General features: G+C 52.3%; 12 protein-coding genes. 8 read left to right on the forward strand and 4 right to left on the reverse strand.

All coding sequences use genetic code 11. From position 1 onward, the window contains the following. Positions 1-230 precede the first annotated feature (230 nt). Positions 231-11,996 (reverse strand): Ig-like domain-containing protein, encoded by an 11,766-nt coding sequence (locus tag TPRIMZ1_RS0100265; protein ID WP_026043418.1) that lies wholly within the window; start codon positions 11,994-11,996, stop codon positions 231-233. A gap of 112 nt (positions 11,997-12,108) precedes the next feature. Here TPRIMZ1_RS0100265 and TPRIMZ1_RS0100270 point away from each other — a divergent pair, with 112 nt between their 5' ends. Further along, positions 12,109-13,344: an HlyC/CorC family transporter gene (locus tag TPRIMZ1_RS0100270; protein WP_026043419.1), complete on the forward strand. Its 1,236-nt coding sequence runs from the start codon at positions 12,109-12,111 to the stop codon at positions 13,342-13,344. Positions 13,345-13,419: 75 nt separating this feature from the next. Here TPRIMZ1_RS0100270 and TPRIMZ1_RS0100275 read toward each other — a convergent pair whose 3' ends face one another. Then, positions 13,420-13,824, reverse strand: a complete 405-nt coding sequence (locus TPRIMZ1_RS0100275; RefSeq protein WP_332829102.1) for a type II toxin-antitoxin system HicB family antitoxin — start codon at positions 13,822-13,824, stop codon at positions 13,420-13,422. A 273-nt stretch (positions 13,825-14,097) separates the two neighbouring features. Here TPRIMZ1_RS0100275 and TPRIMZ1_RS20360 point away from each other — a divergent pair, with 273 nt between their 5' ends. From TPRIMZ1_RS20360 to TPRIMZ1_RS0100300, 5 genes are all read left to right on the forward strand, one after another. After that, positions 14,098-14,274: a hypothetical protein gene (locus TPRIMZ1_RS20360; RefSeq protein ID WP_157784154.1), complete on the forward strand. Its 177-nt coding sequence runs from the start codon at positions 14,098-14,100 to the stop codon at positions 14,272-14,274. Between the two features lie 55 nt (positions 14,275-14,329). Continuing rightward, complete coding sequence (locus TPRIMZ1_RS0100285) at positions 14,330-14,857, forward strand: helix-turn-helix domain-containing protein (RefSeq protein ID WP_010252999.1); 528 nt, start codon at positions 14,330-14,332, stop codon at positions 14,855-14,857. A 35-nt stretch (positions 14,858-14,892) separates the two neighbouring features. Further along, positions 14,893-15,315, forward strand: coding sequence for a hypothetical protein (locus TPRIMZ1_RS0100290; RefSeq protein WP_010253001.1), 423 nt, complete (start codon positions 14,893-14,895; stop codon positions 15,313-15,315). A gap of 63 nt (positions 15,316-15,378) precedes the next feature. Continuing rightward, entirely contained in the window at positions 15,379-15,987 is a 609-nt protein-coding gene (locus tag TPRIMZ1_RS0100295; RefSeq protein ID WP_010253003.1) for a hypothetical protein, read from the forward strand. Between the two features lie 40 nt (positions 15,988-16,027). After that, positions 16,028-16,390, forward strand: coding sequence for a hypothetical protein (locus TPRIMZ1_RS0100300; protein WP_010253005.1), 363 nt, complete (start codon positions 16,028-16,030; stop codon positions 16,388-16,390). 199 nt (positions 16,391-16,589) lie between these two features. On the opposite strand, the gene TPRIMZ1_RS0100305 is transcribed toward TPRIMZ1_RS0100300, so the two are convergent. Together TPRIMZ1_RS0100305 and TPRIMZ1_RS0100310 are read right to left on the reverse strand one after the other, a co-directional pair. Then, the gene (locus tag TPRIMZ1_RS0100305) at positions 16,590-17,930 is read right to left on the reverse strand and encodes a PcfJ domain-containing protein (protein ID WP_010253007.1); all 1,341 of its coding nucleotides are present in this window, start codon (positions 17,928-17,930) and stop codon (positions 16,590-16,592) included. Then, a complete protein-coding gene (locus TPRIMZ1_RS0100310) occupies positions 17,927-18,412 on the reverse strand; it encodes a hypothetical protein (RefSeq protein WP_232616710.1) in 486 nt (161 codons plus the stop codon). The genes TPRIMZ1_RS0100305 and TPRIMZ1_RS0100310 overlap by 4 nt, the downstream gene beginning before the upstream one ends. An 892-nt stretch (positions 18,413-19,304) precedes the next feature. Here TPRIMZ1_RS0100310 and TPRIMZ1_RS0100315 point away from each other — a divergent pair. Beyond that, positions 19,305-22,637 (forward strand): fibronectin type III domain-containing protein, encoded by a 3,333-nt coding sequence (locus TPRIMZ1_RS0100315; protein ID WP_010253013.1) that lies wholly within the window; start codon positions 19,305-19,307, stop codon positions 22,635-22,637. A 3-nt stretch (positions 22,638-22,640) separates the two neighbouring features. Further along, a partial coding sequence (locus TPRIMZ1_RS18065; protein WP_010253016.1) for a beta strand repeat-containing protein occupies positions 22,641-25,865 on the forward strand: 3,225 nt, incomplete at its 3' end.

Consider the following 25,865-nt stretch of genomic DNA (forward strand, 5'->3'; position numbering starts at 1 on the left):
AAGAGGGCCGGGAAGAGGGTGAGCAGAAAGGCCGGGTGGAAACTTTAAATGAGGTTCTGGAACTCTTAAAACAAGGCTACCGGGCAGAGGAGCTTGAAGCTAAACTATCCTCTAAAGTTATCGGTAAATAGACGAAATTTGGCGGGGAGCTTCGGCGGAAGCTGGGGGATGCTGGGATAGAGTAGAGGCAGCGACTAATTCTTTGTCCTGTATATAATTATCTATGGTGGTTATTTTTTCTGAGCCATCTCTAGGCCTGCGTCGGTGGTGTAACCTACCACTGCGTTAAGGTTGCCGTTGCCAAGGCCGTAGACGCTGGTTGAATTGTTTAGGGAGCTGACGCCCAGGTTGGTCCTGGTTGCTTTTGTTCCGCTGGTTCCCGCATCGGCGCTGACGCCGGCGGACGCCGCATTGGGGATTGGCCTTAGGTTACCGTTGATGTCGGTGTAGACGCCGACGCTGATCTTGTAATCCGATGGAACGTTAGCGGTGGGTACCGCGGATATTTCCCATTTGCCGGTGAACATGTCCTCAGCATCCGTGCCGGAGGGTATGAGGCCGGTTCCGGTGGTGAAGTCTGTCCTATATGCGTAGCGGGCGCTCATGGTGGTACCGGTACCGGCGGAGGTGTAATAGGATATATAGGGTACTTGATTACCTGCGGTATCCTTTCCCACCGCAATAGTGGTTCTGGTCCCTACGGAAAGGTAGGAGTCCACGGCCACGGTCTGCGCGGCGGCGGCCATGTTATACGCGGGGATGTAGGCGTACTTGAGATCCGCCCCATCGCTTGAGTAGTAGGCCAGGTGTATGCCGCCATCGGAATCCACCGCCATGCTGACATCGGTGCCGCCGCCTTCGTCTATGGGCCGGGCATTGGCCTGCCATTGGGACGCCGAGCTTCCCGCAGGATTGGTGTTATAGGAGAACACCAGATTTCTACCCGCAGAATCGTACCAGGCTAACAGGGCTACATCATTACTGCCGGCTTTTACCACCCCAATTGCTACATGGGGGCTTGGCCGGTAGTTTGTAGGGGAAGCGGAATAGGCGACGACCCTGTTTCCTGCGTTGCCCACAGCGGCAGTAACCTTGGAACCGGGGAGGAATGCGCCGGTGGTGGCAACCACCTGGTAATGCGCCATATCGGAGTCCACCGAAGTTCTGGTACCCACATTACCGCTGATGTCAATCAGGCCGCCGCCGACAACCGCGATACCCCAGTAATTATTACCGAAATTTACCGCAGGTCCGCCGGGGGATGCGGCCAACTGGAAGGTACTTGCATTTCTGACTATAGCATAGTAGGGAACGGTTCTGTTAATTCCCCCGCCGTTTTTCCGCACATACACCTGGGTTCCGTTTGCCAGGCCGTGTCCGTTTAAGGTAAAGAGGTTGCCGCCGCCCGTAGGCGCAAACTCGGCTCCGGTGATGGGGGAACGGTTGGCCCCCACGGTTCCGGCACGGAAGCGGATCTGTTTGGTGATATTATCGTAGTAGGCCAAATACACGCTGGTACGGTTATTGCTATCGTTTGGATCCGCATTTGGGTTGGGCATGGAGGTAACCATGGCGGGGTTCTGTATCCGGTTGATATCCATGGTATAGGTACCGCTCCCGGTTGGTATGGTGGTGGTTTCCAGGCGGGTGACATTTACTATGTTGCCGTCGTAATTGTTCTGCGTGTTGGCGCTCGAAGCAGGGGATCCGCGCCGGCGGTTGTAGAAGCTGAAGTGGGCGCTGTTGGGCGGATACCCGCCGGAGGATTCGTCGATATTTTCCGCGGCGCCATAGGTGTTTCCCCGGGCGTCAAAGGCAAAGGTATTGTGGGTGTAACCGCCCCACCCCATTTCATAGGCGGTCTGGCTCATAAAGTTAGCCGCGCTCTTTAGGGCGTTATATTCATAGCCGGGCATGTTGAACCACAGATAGTCGTTGGCAAAGGAGAAACCTATTTCCCCTGCGGGGCCGACCTTCATGGTGGGATACCGGACTTCGCTCGTGGACTTATACACCGAGGTGAAGTGCCATACGTCAAGAATAGCGTCGTCCTTCAAAATATTGTTATTGATCCCGTTGGGGAACTGGGTCCAGCTTGCATTATTGTTGTTAAGATTGTTTATCGCCCCAAACCCCTTAACGTTAACCTGAAGGTTACCCGAAGTAATACTATTGTTGTCGGCCGTAGTACCATTGTTGTCTACCCGTACCCGGAAGGACTGATAGATTGACCTGGTTCCCGATCCTTGGACCGGCGCGGTCATTCCGTTTGCAGCAGTTCCGTCAATGGTTACCCCGGGGGCGGCTGTGCCAAAGTTAAAACCGTATAGGGTGATCTGTTCACCCTCCTGTACCGGGTAGCGTCCCTGGGCGGTGCGGCTAAACACCGATGGGTCCCTCCGGTAGTAGGAGGAGAGTGAGTTTTCGACTTCCCTGATGTAGGGGGCCAATTCCATACCGATGGTATTGTAATTGACATTATTCGCCGCCGATTGCGCGGTATCACCGCTGCGGTTCGGCGTCAGGGTATAATCCGCCGTTGCATAACCCGCATCATCAATGTGGGCGTCATCGGCAATCGCCTTTACGGTTACGGACCCGACAATTAAGCCTGCGGGCAGGGTCTGGGTATCCCAGACATAGGCCCATTCCGCCCGGTGTCCGTCCAGGCTGAGATCATCGTAGACATAGGCGTGAATATCGCCGGTGGATACCGCCTCCAGGGCGCGGAAATGGCCTTCCGTTATAAGAGCGGGGGTGGGGGCTACCCGGACAATGTTAAAAGCCGCCGCAGACCCTATTTGTAAGCGTATGCCGGAAAGCCGCTGATTATCCGCGGCATAACCCCGCAGTATAACTTTGCCGCTGAGGATATCGCTGGCAAAGGTCATGGATATGCCCTCCTCCAGGAAGAAACTGTTTTCGGATCCCATGAGGCCCCGGGGTTCCACATGGCCGGAAATTGCATCGTTCCCATCCCTATAGAGGCCGCCGTATTTCAAGCTCAGGGGATTCAGTATGTCGGCGCCAACGCTGTCAGGCCCCGCATTATCCAGGGTAGTGGTAATGCCGTTCTTGGACTTGTTTATGGCATGGGGGCTCATGTCGTAGAGCCGGGAAGCGGGAAGTGTTGTATCGTTATTTTCTATTTTGACCCGAACCACAACCATGTCGGAAAGCTGCCGGCTTTCCGTGCCGGGATCAAGCGATGTGCCGGGGGCAACAGTTGAGTCCCATACCTTAATGAGGAAGTAGGCGTTTGGCGTATCCGGTATGCCCGTAAAATCGGTATAGCTTACCTGTCCGGTAGTTTCATTGGGGAGGAAGTCCCCCTCATTCGTTACCCCCGGGCCGCCGGTATGGTTATACTTGTACGCCTTACCATCGCCGCTGCCGCTTGAAAGGGCAGCCACAAAGGTGGTGTTCACATCGTTACTTACGGCGCCTAAGCGTATCCAGTCGGTGCTTCCCGGCGTTGTTATGGTATAAACTTCGCCGGCCACAATGGCGGGGGCGGTAACCTCTTCGGGGGTAACATGGCTTATCCTGAAATGGGCGGCGCCGTTTCCGTCTATCTTTGCGATGTCGAAGCTCAGCCGCCGGTTCCGGACAATATAGGCTGGGGTGGTAAAGTAGCCGGTGGTATAGGTTCTGATCCCTCCGATAGTTTTATTACCAAAAATATCCGTGCCCAGGGTTACGGATGAAATTGAGGGCGCGTGGTTTTTGATAAACAGGGGCTGCTCATAATAGGCGGCGTTCCCCGCCCGGTCAAAGATTACATAGTGGACCGTTACGGGCCCGTCCTTAAGAAGCAGGGTATTAAACCGCGCGGACCATATACGGTCCGGGCCGTCGTCGTACCAGGCTTCTTCATACCCGTCCAGATCAACATCGGCCCCAATGCCCTGTTCGTCCGTATCAATGGTGATCCCCGAATAGATATCCGCCGGGAAATCCATCAGGGTGGTAAGTGCGGGGTTCACCGTGTTCTTTACCGCCTGTATTGTGCCGGCATAGGCATGGGAAGCTCCCAGCTCATCCAGGGGTATCTTGACTCCGTTCCGGCTTAAGTAAACCACCACCTTGTCCAGGCCCTGGACGGGTCCCGAGTTTGCGTCAAAGTCTCTGGCGGAGCCCCGTAGATAGTACCAACCGGCTGCTGAGTTAGGCGCAGTATATGTGCCGAAGGGATAGAAGTTATCAATCTGGATATTGTAGCTTTTTTCTGTCCTGAACTGGGGCATTGAATTATCGTATGCCACAAGGTTAATCGCATAGTATCCGGTTTTATTCTGATAGCTTGCGGCGGTATCGGTAGCGATGGTAAGCCGCAGTTTGTAAATAAAGTCCTGGCTTATAAGGGCGTTAAAGGCGTCAAAGGTATCCGCCGCTTCATAGGCTGTACCGGTCCCGGTTCCCGGCCCGGCGGCTATAAATGAAGCGCCCGCAGTGTTGGTGTTTGCGCCAATAGCAGTCCAATCAGTACTGCCCGGATTACGGATCATATATTTTTTGCCCGGGATAAAGGATCCGGCGCTCTTTATTGCGGGCAGGATAAGCTCGAATTCTCCGGGGATATTGGGAAGGCCTATTACATTTACTGCCGATGGCGTTCCGTCCTTCCAATACTGGATGCTGGAGATGCCGCTGTCATCCTGGATTTCCGCTTCAAAGATGAAGGTCTTGGATACCTGTATGCCCTCAAAATACGCCTTACCGATACTGTTATTGGTGATCAGCTCGCCGCCTATACGGGGTACGCCGCTGTCAAGTAAGACGCGGATGGCGGCGGGATCCCCTTCAAGATGGGGAACTCCGCCCAGGGTTTCGGAGTCCACCGCCCGTACCTGGATAAGAACCGGCCGTTGACCCTGCCCTTCAAGGGGATTCAGGGAACCATCGCTGTTAATATCGAATTCCCAGGAGACCGTGGTTCCCGCTCCGCCGGTTATGGACGCCGTATTCCAGACTATGCCGTTCCATTCATCCGCAAGCCCGGTTGGGTTGGGCTTTACCCGGTATTCCACATGGTGCACCGACACATTATCTGTGGCGATGCCGGAGACAAATACCCTGCCCCCCAGCACGGAACCGGTGGCCGGGGAAGAGATCGTTACCTGGGGAACATCCATAAAGGGGTTCACCAGGATGAAATAATCGTCCGTTTCCTTTTCATTCCCCGCCTTGTCGATAACCTTTACATTAAAGGGCAGGCGCCATACGCCGGTACCGGGCATTTCCGTGATTGTTCCGGTGGTGGCATTGTACTGCACCTCCGTGGCAAAGCTGGTGTCGGCATAGGCGTTGCTGTTCGTAAAGGCGTAGGTCCAGCTGTAGAAGCCGCCGCCCCAGGGAATAAGCAGGGGATCGAGGTCCGCATTATGCCAGGAGTCATTTTTCCCGAGTTTATACTCTACCCGCTCTATGGCAAAATTATCGCTGTTGCTTCCGCGGATGGTAACCGCGCCGGTTACCCGGGTTGGTTTTGCGGGCAGGTCAACCACGGCGCTGGGGTCTTCACTGTCAAAGGTGAAATTGCCATAGGTCATATTGGTGCGCCCCGCATCATCGGTGGCAGTAACCGTCATGGTATAGCCCCCCTGCCTCAGCTCCTCAGCGCCGCTGGAAGCAGGAATAGTAAGTACCCAGGTGTAGGAATAGTTCGGCCCGGAAACCAGGGTGATCACCGCATCCGCCGCTGCCCATGGGGGCGCGCCATTGCCCGTCAGCTGGGCGCGGATATTGACGACACCGTTTGCGTCAAAGCTTGTGCCGGAAACGGTGATAGGCCCGGAACCGGTGCCTGCCTTTCCGTTATAATAGGCCTTTAGGGGATGGGAGCCCGCAGCATCGCTGTCTATGGACACATCGGGGTTCATGAGGTCTATGCGGAATTCCCGTATCTGGGGCGCAAGAACGTTACCGGCTCTGTCGGCGGCGTTGATGCTTATCCGGTACCGGCCGTCAAGGGGGTCTATCCCGAGGAGCGTTAAATCCTTGACCCAGTTCACCACCGTTTCTTCCTGCTGGGGCAGAAGATCCTCGCCGCTGCCGGGGATTTCAACAAATGCGGGGACAGCAAGGCCGGCGTCCCACTTTTCAAGAATGCCGGTGAGGACTGCCAATCCATTGGCATCCCTGGCGGTCCCCAGGAGCTTAAGGTTTGACTGGTCCTGGAAAAGGCTGCTGTTATCCGCGGCCAGGTTGTTAAACGCAACGGTGGGCGCTGCGGTATCTTTTATAAAGTCATACTCCACCGTGTTAGTCCGGCCCGCCATGTCCTTGGCGGTGATGCTTATCCTGTTGGCCTCCTGGGGCAGGGCATTAAACACCGCTGTGGTAACCGGAAATGTCCAGTCCAAAACACCCGCAGTGATAGTACCGGTAACGTCCGTAGTAACGTTGTTAAGGGTAATGGAGACGCTTAAAAGATTTGCATCATAGGTAATTCCGCTCAGGGTGAACGCAGGGTCGGCGCTGCCGTTGAAAACTGCGCTGGCCCCGGGGGGGAGAATATCCGCCGTTATTGGGCCCGTGGTATCGATCCTAAAGCCTATCTGTTTCGAGATACCCGTATTATCCAGTTCATCCTTTGCCCGGATCTGTACCCAGTGGGGTCCGTCACTCAAGCCGTCCAGGGGGAGGGCCCAGGAAACATTTTTCCCGTACTTGGTAAACTCCCCCGGAAGGGTTGCCGCATAGACGGCGGCATCGCTATCGAAGCGGTATTCAAAGGTATAGGTACCCATGTTGGCTTGGGTAGTAACGTTGGAGTACTCGTCCACAAAGCTGCCCCGCAATACCGGAACGCTGTCCACGATAACGCTTAGGGATGCAAGGTAGGCGTCCAGGGCGGCGCCGGTCTGGCCGGTATATTCCTTTTCATCAATGGTGTTGAAGAAAATTGCCGGGCCCTCCGAATCCAGGTAGAAGGTCCAAAACAGGGTATGGCTTAAACCAACCTTGTCCGCTGCCTCCAGGGCAAGAGAATGCGGCCCCTGGGAAAGGGTATCCGTAAGGGCGGGAACGCGGTAGATCCAGGTCATGTCCGTGCCGGTCCCGGTCAACACTAATTCTGCGGCGCCCGCTGCAGGGTCTGTGTCAGCCGTATAGGAAATGAAATCTCCATCATCAAGCCTGACCCTGAAGGTATCCAGGTTGGCTTCCGTTAAACTTCCGGCAATTTGGAAATCGGCTTTGTACGTTGTGGTAAGCGCGCTATCCAGGGCAATTACCGGCTTGGTGGTATCTATCCCAAAGGCGGTTTCAGAAACGGTCGTTATAATCCCATTGGCAGCGGCATATGCGGAGCCGCCCGCCTTTACACTTGGATCATCGGACGCAGTTATGCTAACTTTTTTATCAGATCCGTCCGTTCCAAGCTTAGGGAAGACATGGGTAAAGGAAAATTCCTTACCGGAACCGGTAATTGAAGCCGGGGGTATCGGAGTTGTCCAGGCGCCGGTTCCGGAACCGGTGGGATCTCCGTCATAGAAGCTGATCCGAATGGCGCCGGTATCCACCCCATCATCGTCCTTCACCCTGCCCTGGAGCCTGAAGGCTGTGCTTACCACGCCGTTCTGGCTTAGGTTTTCCAGGATTACCACCGGCTTATCGGTTCTCTGATCCACAAAGAAGCTTTCCGGGGTAGTACTATTATACCCGACATTCCCCGCCTTATCCCTGGCCAGGATATAGAGGGTATGGAATTGTTGATCCATAGCGGGATCCGCGGCGGTATCCACAAGGGCTTCGTAATTAGCGCCGAAGAGGGTTCCGCGGCTATCGGCATAGAGGGCCCGTAACTGGGCTGCGTTTGCAGAGGCGGGGTTAAAGGGCGCGGGATCGGCGGCGCTGAGGAGGAACCATTTGACGCCCTCTACGCCGTTCGTATCCATGGCGCCGGCGGCAAACCGGATAACCCCGTTCACATTGTCCGCCCTTTTATCGCTGATATCCGCCATATCCGCGTTGTCCACCTTTGCCGGAGCCCGGGTGATGGTGGCTTCAGGCGGGTTGTTATCCACGATGAGGGTAAAGTTTTTAAAGGCGTCTGCGGGACTGCCGGGAAAATTATCCAGGGTATTTTCTCTGCCCGCAGCATCCTTAATCTCTATATCGTAGGAATAATTCCCGTCCGCCTGGCCCCTGAGATCCAGGGTAACAAGCCAGTCCTTATCGCTGTTTTTTGTGATCCCCGGCGCATCGGCGCCGCTCAGCTCAGTCCCGTTTCTGGTTATCCTTACACTTGCCAGGGCATTGGAGTCGTTGGCATTAAACGTAATGGTATAATCCGCTCCGGCAAAATTATAGGGAGCAGCAGTATGAATACCGATAGGCGCCCAGGAATTTATCCGGGGCGGATTGGTGTCCACAAAAAACTGCCGGTTCTGAATTTCGGCGCTCCTGTTTCCCAGCTTATCGTACGCAATGACATGCACATAATGGTTCCCTTCGTTACCCGTCGGTATGGCGGTGTTCTTGTTCCAGCCCGATCCGCCGTTAGCAAGATTCCAGCCCGCAAGCGCCGGCGGTTCAGTGTTTGTTGGCGTACCGGGTACGGCAATAGCGGGGTTACCGTCAATGACGTACCAGACCGTCGCCCCTTCCGGGATAAGGGCGTCCACGGCGGTTCCGCTGATCGACAGGGTAGATCCGCTGAGGGAAAAACCCGGTGCGGGGTCCGTCACACTTACCACGGGACCTGTGGTATCGTAGATCACCGTAAAGGTTTTGGTAGAAATCCTATTATCTTTGCCGGTGTTATCACCTATGGTAAGGATATAGGTGTAGGTCCCGTCCGGGGGATCGCTGTTTTCGGTAAGGTCATTCCAGGGCAGGTTTGGTACATAAAAATCCCAGGACACATCCCCTTCGGTAGATATTGTGTCAGGATAATTTGCGGCATGGGTAAGGGTTACGATTGTTGCGGCGTGGGTAACGCCAAGCTCGTCCTTCAACTGCTCTTCCAACCCCATAAAAACCAGCCCATTAGCATCCACAACCGTCCCGGTCAGGTTAAATTTAGTATTAATATGCTGACCCGTCACATCAATATTGCCGGCCAATGGTTTAACCGGATCCAAATCCGGTTTGCCCTGATCCACCCCGAACATCGGAACCGAAGGATAGTTTGTTGTCCGGTTTCCCGCGGCGTCAAAGGCGATTACGTAGATCCAATACCGGCCTTCCGCCGGGAGGGCTGCGGTATCGCTCCATTCTGTTCCGTTTAGAACCGGCTTATTCCAGATCCCGCTTGCCGCTTCGTAGCTGGCGGCGGTACCGTGGGCTATAAAAATATCCGGAGCGGTTAGTTCTCCTGCCGCCGCCGGCCGTATGGCATAAAACACCGGCCCCATCCTGGTATCATCCTTCGCATTCCCCTTGACGGTGGTGTGGGTCCCCTCAATCCAGGATCCGTCCGCCGGCTGGATAAGCGGGGGCTCCGTATTCACCAGGGCCCACAGATCCGGGGGAACAAGGTCCACAACAACCCTGCGTTTCAGCGTAGTAACCCTTCCGGCAATATCCGTGGCTATAATTTCATACTCAAAGGTCCCGGATCGCAGATCGGTTCCCCCGGGGCTTTCTCTGCGGGGCAGCGTACCCGGAGCAATGGCCCAGTTTTCACGCAGCGTAGGGGTAGCGGGGGGATAAACCCTATCCAGGATTGTAATGACACCGGCCCCAAGTTCCCGCTGTTTTATTATCAGGCTTTTAAGGCCGTTTGTATCGGACACCGTGCCATGCATATCGAATGTTTTCGACACCAGCTTAGGGCTGTCTTCGGTATTACCGATCACCACTTCAGTTAGTGCCGGAGCTTCCGTGTCCAAAACAAAGTAGATCCCTTTTTCCGGTGTAACTTCCCTGCTGGTATTGGCGATCTCCGAGGGTAAATCCGCCATGACCGGGTTTACAAGCGGTTTCAGGACATTCTTTTCCGCCAGACTGTCCCGAACTTCTATCTCCACCGAGTATATCCCATCGGGAAGGTAGTTCGGAGCATCGGCCGGATCGTCCGGCAGGGTAATGCGGAACTCCACAGCCTTGCGATTAGCAACGGTAAGGTTTTCGGCCCTGCTTATGGATTTTGTCCACTTCTGAATCGGGCTGCCATAGGCATCCTGGAAAAGGGTGAATAATACTGTCGGCTGGGGATCATCCGTATCAATAAAGATCCCGTCATCATCGGTAAAGGTGCCGGACATAACCCTGTTGCTGCCCAATTGGTTAGGACTTGTGCCGAGAAGCGCCTCGCTGCGCTGGGCCTTGTCAAAGCCCGTAATCTCCACCCTGGGAATATCCGTGCGTTGATCTACCCGTAACTGTACCATCGTAAAACTGTAGTTCCCCGCCCTATCCCTGGCGATGATGTGCAGGTACTGATTATGCTCCGCATAGTAATCCGCCGCGGTAACCAACTGGGTAGTATCAATGATAACCGAAGTTGTCGATCCGGGCCTTTTGTAAACCGGCGGGCGGGGGTCGTCAAAAAACAAGGCTGCGTCATCGGCGTAGAGGTCCTGTGGATTGGCGTCTGGGTTGTAGGTGTCCAGGATACGGTACTTAATTTCCCTATTTCCGGCGGGTGTAACCGCAATGTTGTTCGCATCATAGGAACTGATGTCCGCGGCGATAAAGCCGTTCACCGTGTATTGGACATGGCCTGTACCGGGACGATATTCGAGCACATTTGGCTGTACCCGGGTAATGTTGATCTCCGGCGGGTTCCGGTCAATATAAACGGTGTAGTTCTGCCAGGCTTCGCTGCCCTGGAGGCTGGTGGCGGTGATGGTAAAATCGTAGGCGCCATCGTCAAAGGTATAGTTGGACACCAGGGCATCATCCACAACATCCGTGTGGACATAGGGCGCCGCCGGATCTATGCGGAACGATTCCAGGATCCGGTAAAACCGTTCGGTGTTAAGCGGGGCATTATCGCTAAAAACTTCACGGGCCAGTACGGTGGGAAAGGCCTCCCCTACTCTCTGAACCGTAAGTTCCGCGCCGAATATCCCCAGGGAGTGGCTGAGCTCGGCGCTCATGTAAAAGGGTTCCCGCTGAAACTGATTCGTCAGGGGATCCGTGTGGTTCGCTTCCAGGGGCTTAAACGTAATGACCGGAAGTTCCCGGACGGCGACAATTTCCAGTTCGAAATAATCAAGCTCCGGACCAGAGGCAGGATAGCCTTCCACCGCAAGCGGAGGATAGTAGACTACTTCGCCGCCCATATCCAAAACCTTGTAGCGGAAGCGGTACATACCCGGGCGCAGGGGTTTGCGATCCCCGCTCCCATGATCCACCGCATCGTAGCGGAATTCCATGGCGGTTTTGCCCACCACTGCCGCATTCCATACGGTCGGATCCGGCCTGTCCATGTCCTCCCAGGCAGTATCAAGCGCCGGATCCGGAGCAATACCATCGGCGGGCCAAAACTGTATCTTCGGGTACCCCGGGGCAATACCCCAAAGGTCCGTGGCGATACCGATCATCACGCCCCCCACAACCAGCTCCCGATTTTTCCCCGGATCCGGTTTGGAGGGAACCTGTACATTGATTGAGGGGAATCCGTTCTTAATCGTATAGACCATCTCTTCGGATATGGTATCTTTCCCGCTCTTGTCAGACGCCCTGGCCCGAAGCCGAATCTGGCCGTCCTCATAATCCTTAGTATTCCTATAGACATTCCATAATAAAGTATCCGGGTCAAGGTCCGCCGTGATCCATTCCCAATTCGATTTAGGGATCTCGGATCCATCGGGGGCGGTAACAAAGGCGAGGCAAACGTGGACCACCCCAATATCATCCTCGGCTTTTATCTGAAAGAGCTGATTATCACCCTTAATAAATTGCCCCGGAACCGGGCTTTCTATGGATATCGTCGGCGGCTTTATATCAACCCTGACGCCTAAACCCGCCTGAATGGGATTTTCACAGGATAGGAGAGCTAAAAGTGTAACAAGGTATGCAAGCGAACGCCTCTTAGCCATTAGATCTACCTCACGCTCCATTCCTCCTTTTTTCTTTTTGACTATTCATGACTAGTTTAATAACCTTTTATTTCGGATGCAACTCTTTTCAAAAAAATGCTATACTTTCTTTATGGACCCTGACAGTATTGGCATTATTCTGGCCTTGGGGGGGCTGATCCTCTGTTCGGCCTTTTTTTCCGCCTCCGAGACCGCCTTTTCCTCCGTGAACCGTATCAAGCTGAAAAACTTGGCCAATAGCGGGAATAAACGGGCTGCCCTGGCCCTAAAACTGGTGGAGAATTATGATAAACTCCTCTCTACGGTCTTAATTGGGAACAATATTGTTAACATTACCGCCTCCGCCCTGGGTACGGTCCTCTTTGTAAGTATCTTTGGCAGCATCGGAGTAAGCGTATCCACCCTGGTAATCACCATTATGGTGCTTCTGTTTGGCGAAATCTCCCCAAAAACCATGGCAAAGGAGGCGCCCGAGGGTTTTGCCATGGTTTCCGCCCCTATTCTCCGTGTTTTTATCTATATATTTTTACCCCTGAACCGTCTTTTCACCCTTTGGAAGGGTTTCATCGTCAAACTATTCCGGGTTAATACGGATCGTTCGGTTACCGAGGCGGAATTGCTTACCTTTGTGGAGGAAGTCCGGGCGGAGGGGGGCATCAACGCCCAGGAAGAGGCCATGATCCGCCGGACCATCGAATTTGATGACCTCACCGCCGCGGAGATTGTAACCCCCCGGGTTGACGTGGCGGCGGTCGAAATAACCGAAACCCCGGAGCAGATTGAAAAGAAGTTTTACGAAACCGGCTTTTCCCGTCTGCCGGTATACAAGGAGACCCTGGACAACATCATCGGGGTCATATTGCAAAAAGACTTCCATTACAGCGTCTTAAAGCAGGGAAAACCCCTGGCCGGGGTGATAAAACCCATAGTTTTTGTTACCAAGTCCATCAAAATATCCCGTCTCCTCAAGACGCTCCAGAAAAAACAGTCCCACATGGCGGTTTTAGTGGACGAGTACGGTGGAACCGTGGGAATTGTGACGATTGAGGACATTTTAGAGGAGCTGGTAGGGGAAATTTGGGATGAACACGACCATGTGGTGCAGGCAATCACCGATTTAGGCAATGGCGCCTACCGCATTTTAGGAAACACCGCCCTAAAAGACGTCTTCGACCTCTATTCTATTGAAAACGACGATAAAACCAACGCCACCACCCTGGGCAGCTGGGCCATCGAAACCCTGGGCGGCGTGCCCCGGGAAGGGGACAGCTTCACCTTCCGGAACCTCACTATCCGCATCACCAAGGCGCTCCGGCACCGGGTGCTGGAGTTGGTTATACAGGGGTAGTGGCGGATAGCTATTCACTGCCGGAACAGTAATTCCGATTTGGGGGAAGAAAGATCATGCCATTTCCCACAGTAACTAACTAACGTGAAGATATTCTTTCAAACCTTCCTGCAGAATTTGCGAAAACGGCGCATTTGCCTTCTCCGCCCTATCGTTGAGCCATGAAGGGATCGAAAGGGTTTTCTTTACCGCCCTGGTTTCGGTCTGGCGCCGATACTCATCGGTATCCGCCGCAACCAGGCTAACAAAGCTGTTTGTCCCTTTGCACTGCTTGGCGATTATTTTCTGGCCGGAAACTGCCGGTATTGGTTCTTTTTTATTTTCAGCATCCCAAAGCCACATTTCAATCGCATCCTGTGCCATATAAATAGCATCGGCAACGCTGCTTCCGAAGGTATACAATCCCGGTAAATCAGGAACCCTCACCAAAACTTTCCCATCTTCCTCGGTAAAAACAGCTGGATAAACATATTTCATCATTTCCTCCTATAGGTCATTTAAGCCCGGTATCTTTTTTTATAGACTCTAAAGTTCCGGTATATACGTATTATTACGTATTATCAAGAGCTTTTTAGAAAGACTACCCGATTAGCAAAAACACCAAATAAGCCTTGAGGGAAATGGCAAGGTCGTATCCTTCACGATATTTGATCATCCGGGGGTTTCTGCACTTGAAAGGCCTATATCGCGTGTCGCCGTGATTGCGACAAAAGATCAATAAAACAGTGTTATACTAATTATCAGGGAGAATATATGACCCAAGAAAATGAACGTTACATGAATGAATTGGCAGCTAAAATAAGCCTTAAACAAACAGAAATCCTGATGGAAAAATCTTCGCAAGCTAAGTCAGATGAAAATACCGAAACAGAGATTAAGGCCGAATTTGAACCATTTAGCCCAATACACAATACCTTACTAAAAAAGTAATGTCGCCACGAAAGGGACAAATACTCCCAAAACACCCACTACCATGGAGGAACGGATGATCAATGATGCAATGGTCGAAGGACTAAAAGCGTATATCAAGGAGCATTATGTATTACGGGGTGATTATCCTCTTGCAAATGACTTCAAGCCTTACCCTATCGATACCCATAAGCAGGGAATAATGCCGTCCCTGGATAAGCTGTCAGGTGAAATGGGTGGTTATATTAAAAAAAGAAGAAGCCTCCAAACTTTTGCGGTTTTGCTGGACAAGCTGCGGGAAGAAAAAGGGCTTACCCCGGCTCAACTGTATGAAGGAGCATGGGTGGACCGAAGGCTCTATTCAAAAATCATGGGGAACCGGTATTATCATCCGGTTAAAAATACCGTCATTGCCCTTGGCTTATCACTAAAACTTTCCATGCCCGAAATGGAGGATTTACTTGGCAGCGCGGGATTTGTCCTCAATAACAGTTCGATTTCTGATTTGGCCATCATGTTCTGCCTTGACAACCAAATATTTGATATTTATGATGTTAATGTCCTGTTATTGGAAGCTGACCAGAAGGTGCTTTGCAGGGAATAAACAAATGCAGACAAATTTTTTTAAAGGAGATGGTTATGTCAGAATTGGTAGTTAGGACTAAAGAAGATCTGGAAAAAGCAAAAAATAATTTACCGGATACAATTATTTTTGAAGGAGAAATGGCAATAAAAATTCAAAAAGCGATTAAGCGTAAAAAGTCCGGAAAGAAAGTTGGTATTGCCCTTGCAGGTGCTGGAGCTGTTGCCGCCATTATTGTTGGTATAGTTGCTGCGCCAGTTACGGCCGGAGCTTCACTTGGAGCTACAGCAGTCGGAATTTCGAACCTAACAATTGGAACTGCCGCTGGTGTAGCTACATTATCTCTTACTGAGGTTGCTATTGTTGCAGGTGTCATTGTTAGTGCATTGGGAGTATCCTTAGCTGTAGCCAAGGATCTTTTAAAAAATTACAATATGGAATTTAGTAATGGGGTAGCAAAATTTACCAGAAAACAATAGATATACCTACATAACCGGTGGTTTTGATTTATTGTGTTAACAATTTCTTATTGGCGGTGAGTTATGGACGTTGGTGAACTATCAAAACAAGTGGTTGATGTGCTATCAGATGTACTAAACCCTGAAATCATAATTACTTCAGCTATTGAAAAAGCCAATATTGGCATTATTCAACCTCCCTGGAAAAAAGTAACTAAACCAGACGAAAGCAGTTTTTGGTCAATTGTGGCCCGATCAAAAAATTGGTTCATTGAGCAAAATACAGTGTTTAAACAATATCGTTTAGTTGGTGATCCAAACAGAAAAGTATATGCCTCAATATTAAAAAGAGACAAACTTGAAATATTCTTACAAAATATAATCAATATTGGTTCAACGCAAAAGATTAAAGAAGCACCATCGATGTCTATTTTTCAAATTGTTGTTGATGAAAATATTACCGTACGAAATGATTGTGCAAAAATGAATTATGATTATGCATTAGAAAAATACCCTAACACAAAAAATTTAACTGCCGGATTTTATACAACACATCCAGCAGATCCTAAAGCTTTAACTCCTATTGAAAATTATTTTGGTAACCTCGCCTTAAATAAGGAGGATGAATGTGTAGTCTTAATTGGAAAAATGGGCGCCAAATCTGTACATATAACAAAAAATAGACGAAAGTAATACGAATAATAAAACTTCAATCGGTGTAAATATTAATAATATGGACACAAAGGAAGGTTTTTTAACCGCTAAGATTGGCGAATCAGTTTCAAGTGAATCACAATCTTTTATGGATTATAAAGTAAAATTTGATGGCATTCAATCAAATATTTCACCTGATTTATTAAAAAAATCAGTCTGGTTTAAGAATGACTCCCAAATGAATGGTCTTTTGGAATTATTGCTGTCAAGTAATAAACCGATGGAATGGAATTATATTTCAAAAATGAGCTCTACATTTAATTTTGATTTTAAAATAGCGGCAAAAATATTAGGTGTTGGTGAGGGAGATTTGGAAAATGAATATAAAAAGGCAACCAAATTGATCAGAAAGTTTCATGTGATATTTTTAGAAGAAAAATAGAATATAAAATAGCATTAATCAGCTATTTTAAAATTAATAATAATTATTGATGGTGTGAATTTGAAGGAGATGCAAACGACGGCTTTCTGTTATTGATAACTATCTTTATAGTAAAATGGCCAGGGATTAAGCTTACCAAACAAGGGTTTGCTAAAACAGTCGGGAAAATAATTTTTGTTATCGGTGCAGTCAATATGTCTTATAACACCCCATTCTTAATCCTGTTCGCCTGGGCCCACCGGTTAATGACATTCATAGCCTTTGGGCTAACTCTAATATTGAACTTGGCCTTGGCTTGAATCAGCAAGCGATCCTTTGTTACCTCCAATGTAGCGTGGCTTTCAATTAAGTGGGAATCCTTGTCATAAGAGGAAAGATTAAATATTGAACATTCCCCGCTTGAGCATTTATAAGCGTATGATGAAACGCAGTTTTTCATTTTGCGTCCCTCATTAAGGAGATCCTGGGCAGTCAAAAGCTGGGTCACTCTCCATTTGCATTCAACGGTTTCAAAGGCAAAATTTGCTATATTGAATCCTCTCCACCTTTCTTTCAAGGCACTCGTAGCAGGCCTGTGTTGTTGCCTTGGATTTCTCGTCCGGGCAATCATATCCAAGGCTTCCTGTTCCCGTTGAATTTCCGCATGCCATTCATTTGCAATCCCGATAATACTGGTCATTGTTCTTCCGCTAAATGAAAATGGCTGAAACTTCTCTCCCCATTTGATTTTTTTGTTGATTTTTACAAGGACAAAATCACAAATGTCCCCCAATTCGCCTTCCTCAACCTGATAGTCCGGGCTGCGGGCAAGTAAATCAAGAAAGCCGGCCACTATAGCATGGTTAAAATATTTTTCAAATTTCAGGGTAAATACTTTGGCGATAATCATGCATTGTTTGACGCTCATGTTCTTTGCCTTGCACTTTGCGTAGAAATACAGGCGGACAACAGATAATGGGCCTGAATATGGCAGGGTTTCAGTAAGGAAATAATGGGCGTCTGCTTTGGTAAAGTATTCCTTGTTTTTTCGATGGAATGAATCGCCGCTTGCTATATCGCTTACCCATTGTTTGGAAAGGTTAATTATACCATAGTAAGCGGACTTTTTTTCTTTACCCTGTTCATCCAAAAAGTGATCCTTTTGGAGCGTTGTAAACAGCAAAGGTATGGGGATAGGGTAGGGATAGATATAGGTTTTAAAAAAATCTATGTACTGGCGGTCTTTGTTAAAAGAATGGGACCTGAATCCCTGGGGTAATGTATCCCGTTTGTCATAGGGAGTCCAGCTTATATAAGAAAAAGCTTCCAGGAGTTTGCAGGCATCAGATTTTTTGTCCGATGATATATTCCTTTTGCGGTCCTCCGCTAAAATTTGTTCCGCAGCACTATTTTCCGCATCCTTTTTTTCCTTGCGTTCCAACCGGTATTGTCTTTTTCTGCTTACCCGGGCAATGGTTTTTTCGCGCCGTTGAAATCTTTTTTCACGTCTGCGAATTTCTTCTAAAGTTTCGATGCGTTTGGTTGATTTAGGTTCTCTCATTTCCTGGCCATCCTGTCTAACTCATGTTGGGCCGCCTTTTCAATTATTCGGCGAGTATTAAGGTAGTACAACACATCAAGGGGTTTTCCTTTCCATGTCTTAATTATTTTTTTGGCTTCTTTGTTTTTGAGCCAGTCAAAATGCAAAGACACACCGTTATAATATTTAAATGCTCTGATATGGTTAAAATCTTCCATAAAATTATCTTCAGCATTATACCGATCGGAATAGCCATTCAGGATATTCCTGATTTCCGTGGTGTATTCATTCCATATTTTTTTCTTGGGATAGTAAAATCGCGCTGAAGAAGACCAGCTTCCATCTCCTGCAGCATGATAGCGGGGGAAAACCGCATCGCCTTTTTCGAGAGCCCTCATTTCGTAATAGATACATCGACGCGCTTCTGTACGAATACTGCCCCAATCAGGACCCCAGTGTTCGTAAGATTGGTCAGAGGGAAATTTTCGGTAAGTTCTGGACATGTCTGCCTCCCGGGTTAAACCCTACGAGAAGACAGTCCACCTTTTTATATGATGCTTTTTCATGGTATTCATAATATAATACTGTATATCAGGAAATGTCGCTTATGAAGCGACATTTCCTGATCGGGCCTTTTTCTCATACTCCGCCATTTACGCAACCACTCAATGAAGTGGTGCATCAGGATAAATTTAAAATCCTTACCCTTCTTGCGGGAATTAGGGAGACTCAGGCTTGCTAACCTCTATAAGTAATTCTCCGAGAGCAGCAAGTTTTTCCGAAAAAATTCGAAAGAATTTATATGGAACAAGCGTTTCCCGCGATATATCTTTAATAGTATTTGTCCTCGCTTAAAGCGTTTGGCGCCGGACTTTGGACTGACGTGCTTCATTTGGAACGACAATAATGCGGAAAATGTCGAGATTGTGGATTATCACTAAGGCGGGAAGATACTCCTCATAGCGAACAACGTGTAGTAACGCCCGATGAGATACCTCAACCGATAGTCTGGAATGGTACTGCCATCCCACATATATTGGGCCATTTCCCTGTACTAGCCTTCCACGGACTAAATACCGCCTTTTCTTTGTCCCTCCCGTTGATTTTACGAATTATTGTAAATTTATCATAAAAAAGTGGAAAAATTCTTTCTATGGGTATATTATACTTGTAGTCAGGATTTGGGGTATACATGTCAGTCAGTCCATATACCCATTTTCGCTCTCTTGGTGCGCTGCACTTGTTGCAGAAGCTTATTTACTATATATTTGATAGGAATACTATGATATACTTCTTGCGTACTATACCCCCCCCCCCCCCCCCGCTAGATTTACTAGGATATCCCGTAGTTTTAAAACCCCAAACTCATGCTATATCAGGTCAAGGAGCTTTGCTATGAAAGCAGCGCGCTTTTTTTCCCTAGCCTGCGGAGCCCTCCTCATGTTCGCCGGATGCGACCTTTTTCTCAATAAGCCGGAAAAGGACGCCCTTTCCGGGGCGGAATACGAGGCATGGCTGGCCAAGGCGCCCCACCTTTCGGTGCGTATGGAACTGGTCCCCGGTTCGGGCTCCACCAACCCCCCGGCGGGGCTTATTGTACTGCCGGACAACCGGCCCAAGCTGGAAGTGCCCTTTAACGCTACCTTTACGGAAAACCCCGGGTTCGGCTTTGTGGAATGGCGGGCCTTCAGGACCGGCGCCCCGGTAAAAGATGGGGACGCCAAATTAGGCGCCGAGGTGGGGTTTAAAAGCCTCAACGCCTCGGGCACCGAAGTAGAAGTGACCGTCCTGATTAATGAAGAAATAACCATCATCCCCTTTTGCGCGGCCCTGCCGGAGGTGACGGACCATAACCTGCCCAACGCAACCTTTGACCGGCTGCCCACCAACTACCCCGTGGAGATGCGGTTTAACACGCCCATACTAAGCGAAAGCCTTTCCTTCCTGACCGCCGACAATCCCCAGGGGACCATTACCGTAACGGGAAAGGCGGACCAGGGGATGAACCCGGTGGTCCGGGATTTGACCAGCCAGTACGAGCTGCAAAAGGATACGGGGGGGCTCTGGATACGACTGGAGCCGGTACGGAACGGCATTACCCTTGCAAACAACAATATTACGATAGAACTGGGGACCGGCATACGCAGCAGGGACTATCCCATATATATGGTGGAAAGCCGGGCCTTTAGCTACGGCGCTTCGGACGGCCCGGACCTGAACTTCCCGGTGGTTGACAGCAGCCTTATCAGAGGAGCCCGGGGCGTTGGGGAGACCGATGTCTTTTTCCCGGGGAAAACCATTAGCTATGACCGCGCCAGGCGGACCTGGCCTGCGGAATATGCCCTGAAAAGTGATGAAGCAGGGACACAGACCGTGTACCTGTTTTTTGACGCCTATAAAACCTCCGCAACGATAAAGGAAATAAGTATCACCGAGGAACGGGTTTTGGATATCGCAGGCCGTGCGGTAACCGGGGAGACCCTGAGCAGATCGGCCTACCCCAATGAGAATTTGCGGGACGCCGATACCCCCCTGGCCCAGCAATACGTTCTGGAATTGCAAAAAGTACCCTTTACTATCGCCCATACGGTGCAGACCGTTAAGGAAGGGGTCATTCGGTTTTATATACAGCCCCGGGATTCCTTTGGGATTGGGTACAGTTATGCGGACGCCCTGTCCCGGGGTCTGTATGTGGAGGCCCTGTTGGACCTGCCCCCGGACCCGGTGTCCTGGATTGAGGGCACCTATAACCGGAGCGACGGGACGATTACCCTGTCCTGGACGGATCCGGCTAATGCGGACCTGGACTACATCGACATAAGCTGGGCTGGGGGTACAGCAACGGCGTTGGCGGGGGAGCAGAAGGCGGTCCTGACCGATATGACTTCCGGACTCTACGACTTTACCATTACCGCCGTAGACCGGGGCGGGAACCGCACTACGATTGTGTTCCCCTTTAATGCGGATTCTACGATTCCCAGCCCGGTTAGTAATCTCCAGGGATCCTACAATCCGGATTCCCAAAGCATGGTCCTTTCCTGGAATAACCCGGTGGGGGACACGGAAGCGGAAACTATCAAGATTAGCTGGAGCGGCGCTTCCGGCGGCTCAAGCTCCGTAGCCTTAAGCGGCGTTGATCAGGGCTATGCCATACCCGGCATAGCGCCGGCCAACGGCGCGGCCTACACCGTAACGGTGAAGACCGCCAACGCCCTGAAAGAATCCGGCGGGGTCTCAGTGACCGTCTACCCGGACATCACGCCCCCCAGCCCGCTTACGGTTACCACTTTTTATAACCAGGGCTCCAGGACTATCGCGGCCAGCTGGACCGATCCGGCGGACGCGGATTTGCAGGAGATACTCCTGGAATGGGGGATCAACGGGGAAGGCATTGCGGGAAGCCAGCGGATAAACCGGGGGCAGGAATCCTACGTTATTACCGGGGTTGTTTCGGACAGCCGGGGCTACACGGTGCAGGCCTATGCAATTGACCGTGCGGGGAACCAGTCCGCCGGGGCTTCGGAACCTGTGAAAACCGACACCACCCCGCCCGGGGCTGTGTGGGGCCTTGCGGGTTCCTATAACCGGGAGGCGCAGCGGATTACCGTTACCTGGACCGATCCGGTGGACCCTGACTTGAAGGAGATCCGCCTTGCCTGGCAGGCGGGAACCGGGGCTTTGACGGATATAACCCTGGACCCGGGGGTCGGGACCTATACCATTAATTCAGTGGGCTATAACAGCGGGGAATACAGCATTACCGTTACTGCAGCAGATCAGGCTGGTAATGCAGGGAGAAGTGAAACAGTAAATGTACGGACCGACATCCTGCCTAAGCGCTTGCCCGCTCCCACGGGGATACAGGTCCTGCCCACAGGCAGCGCCGATTCCAAGACACTTACCATCGAATGGGACGCGGTTAGCGGCGCTACAGGCTATGAGGTGGTTTACAACATCCATAACGATAGCAACACGGCGTTATCCGGTGGCGGTACGATTACTGATGCCGCCGGCGGTAAAAAGACTACGACGATTACCGGCCTGAGCCGGGCGTCCTATTATGTGTGGGTACGGGCAAAGAACGCGCTTGGCGCCGGGGAATACAACATCGCCCCTGCTATCGGGACCCCTAAGTACAATGTTGCAAGCCTTTCGAATCTGGTGATGAGCCCTGTGTCGATAAGCGGGTTTTCTCCCGGAACATATACTGGGTATTCGGTGATAATCCCTTCTACCAGCTCCACCTTCACGGCAACGGGCTACCCCAGTTTTTTCGGAACAGTGCAATATAAGTTCAGCGGCGCCTTCGATTCCCTCAACACATGGAATATTAGCCCTGGGGCCGCGGGCACGGTAACCGTACGGGTGACCGCAGAAGACGGCTCGGCATACCAAGACTACACCGTAGCTGTAAGCGCGGCCTGGTCGAATCCCGGGGGCATCGTCCTGCCGGGGGAGAAAATCACCCTGAGCCCCACGGCGCCGGTGAACCTTAGATGGGCTACCGGTACACAGATATTTAAAGTGAGCCCGGTTTCAGAGGCCATAACAAACGGCAGCATAGAGTGGTTTGTGGACGGGCAAAAGAAAAGCGGTCCGGGTACCAATACTACCTTCACCGTAACGGCGAAAGGGTATTCCCTGGGGAGGACCCACACCGTAACGGTTCGGGCGAAGGTTGGCGGTTTGCCCTATTCGCGGGATGCCCAGTTCACGGTAACGGAGTAGGCGATGAAAAACATACGAAAGACGATGCACGTACTATCACTGGCAAGCGCCCTGGCGGTGGCCCTGCTCCTGGGTTCCTGCGCCAATCCCTTTGCGCCTGACAAGCTTAATCCGGCGGAAACGACGATTCCCCAGGGATACGGCCGCCTGCTGGTCAGCCTGGGCCTTGAGGAGCCGGCGGAGCTCGCCATTGCGCAGCAGGCGGCGCCCGATGCGGCGTTACAAGCCGCGCGGACCCTGATACCCGGCAATTTTACCCGGTATGAAGTCATCTTTACCAATGATGATGCTACTCCCGTGGTGGTTACCAAAACCTGGACGGCGGCAACGGGGAATGTGGTGGACCTGATACCCGGAACCTGGAGCATCGCCGTGACGGCCTATGCCGGGACTGGGGCCGGGGAGGAGTCCGGGACAGGGCAGGCTACTGTAGTAGTGGACGCCGCCACCGAGGCGAATATCAGTATTCCCCTGCGTATGCAGGAGAGCGGCTCGGGGACCCTGAGTTATAGCATCGCGTTTCCGGGAAGCGCGGTCAGCTATGGGACTAAGAGACTGATCATATACAACGATGACGGTACGACCATTACTCCCCTGCCTGAGGAGGGCGCTGCCAACCCCATCACCTTTACCACTTCCCCGGCAACGGGGACAGTGTCGCTGAATGCGGGGGGCTATTACCTGGTGGTGGAACTGGAGAATAGCCAGGGCCGCTTTGCCCGGTGGACCACGGCGTTCCATATTTATAACGGCCAGACCACTCCTGCGGCGCATAGCTTTGGAGATGGCGATTTTGAAGAGTCTATTCCGGTTTCCGGGTCGGTTACGGTTACTGTCGGGGATAATCTGACCTTGAGCGAAGTAACGGTAAGCGCCTATGGCACGGAGGCCTGTGACGGGCTGCCCGTTGCCGGTCCGGTGGCGCTTGCTTCGGTTACGACCGGTGGTACCTATACCCTGTTTATCCCCAACAGATATCCCGCAGTCTGGTTGCGCCTGGGGGCGAAGGATAGCGCCGATCAGCCGGTGTCCAACGCCGAGGCGCTAGTGACGGAGGTGCCCATTAACGAGGCTCCGGTCACCCAGAACCTCAGCGCCGGTATCTATACCATTACTTCTTATGCTGCCGATGGTGGCAGGGTTACCGCACCCTCCGCAGCCTTTGAGGGCAGCACGGTGGCGGTTACGGTAAGCCCAGCGCCGGGGTATTTCCAGAGCGGGAAATTGCAGTATACGGACAGCGCCAACTCCAGCAATGCGCCGCCTTTTGATGGCGGGACCTTTACGATGCCCGCTCTGAACGTAACCCTGAGCGCCAATTTTGCGCTCATCGCCACTGGCGGCGAGACTGATGTAGCCATCGTGAACAACGTGGGCTATGACAACCTGAACGCTGCCTTTGCGGCAGTACCAGCTGGGACCGGGACCGCAGCAAGCCCTGTGGTGATCACGGTGCTGAAGAGTACCGCCACCGGGAATATCACGGTCGACGGCGGGCGGTATGTGCAACTGGTCGGGGCGGGTTACACAACGGCTACCATCACTTTTAATGAAAACACCTTTCTGGAGGTGAAAGCCGGGGCGGGGCTGATACTGGGGGACGGCTCTTTACCGATTGCCCTGGACGGCGACGCGAAATGGACCGACTTTGACACGGGGGAGCACGCCGGCGTTTCCCGGGAAGGCGCCCTGGTACAGACCGCAGGGGCCTTCACCATTAAAGGTTCCGCCCGGGTGCAGAATAACTATGGGGGAACAACCGGCGAAGGCGGGGGCGTGTACGTGGCGGAGGCAACCGGAAACCTGGTAGTTGACGGAGGCGCCATCGAAAACAACTGGGCGTCCAAAGGCGGCGGGGTGTATCTGTCCGGCGCCGGCGCAGATCTGACCGTAACTCAATATGGAAGCATCAGCGGCAATGCGGCGGAGACCGGCGGCGGGGTGTATCTGGCCGGCACCGGCGCAGCCCTGACCGTAACTCAGTATGGAAGCATCAGCGGCAATGCGGCGGAGACCGGCGGCGGGGTATATGCTGCCGGAGGGAACAGCACCCTGGAAATCGGCGGCTCCGTGGAGGGGAACCTTGCCCAGGACGGCGGCGGGGTGTACCTGGCGGCAGTGGAAACCGGGATAGGGCCCCGCCTGAACATCAGGGTCAGCGGCGCGGTAAAGGCCAACCAGGCGAGCCGCAACGGCGGCGGCGTCTATGTAGGCAAAAATGCCAACCTGACCATGACCGTGACCAGCGTCATTGATGCGGGCAATAGCGCGACGGAAGGGGGCGGCCTCTATCTGGCAGCGGACGCCACGGCAAGCCTGGAAGGGAACGCCCGGATTACCGGGAACACCGTGGCCCAGAACGGCAAAGGCCCGGATGCGGCCCTTGCGGCGACCCTGAATCTGAACGGCGGCGCCCTGGTGAGCGATGCGTACCTTATCAACGCTGCCGGAGCCATCGGGGTTCCGGGCATCCTAACCGCGACTGTCTCGGCGAAGATTACCCCCCATGACTACAACCGCAGTGAGCCGGTGCTGACCGGCGTCAATGTTGCGGCCAACTATACCAAGTTTACCCTGGCAAATCCAACCGCAGGCGGACATAACTATATGATTAGACGCACCGGGTCCCTGGTGGACGCAAGGTACACCCGATACCGGAATGCCACTACCGTGGACTATTACACGACCCTGGCAGATTTGCTGTACGATACTGGTGATACTGGTTTCCCATCCGGGGGCAGCGAGGGAGCTCCCGATGAGATCAAGATAGCATCCGGGACGAGCTCCATAACCCTTGGTGCGGGTGAAGGTTTCACCATACCCGCCGGCGTCCACGTTAAGCTGGTACCGCCGTCAGGGGGCTTCACCATCACACGGAGCGCCGCTTCAGGCACCCCGGTGTTTACCGTGAGCTCCGGGGCTTCCCTGGCCATCGGAGGAACGACGTACGCCCTTACCCTGGACGGGGGCTCTTCCACCCATACAAGCCCATTGGTACAAGTGAACGGCGGGACCTTCACCATGGGGAACATTGCAACGCTGAAGAATAACAAACGCTCAGGCGATGGCGGCGCGGTCTCTGTCGCAAGCGGGACCTTCACCATGAGCGGGGGAACCATTGGCGGGACATCGTCGACCAAGAACACGGCGCCTAACGGCGGCGCGGTCTCTGTCTCCTCAGGAGGGTCCTTCACCATGAGCGGAGGGAGCATCACCGGAAATACCGCA

Source organism: Treponema primitia ZAS-1, from assembly GCF_000297095.1.
GTDB classification, from domain to species: domain Bacteria; phylum Spirochaetota; class Spirochaetia; order Treponematales; family Breznakiellaceae; genus Termitinema; species Termitinema primitia_A.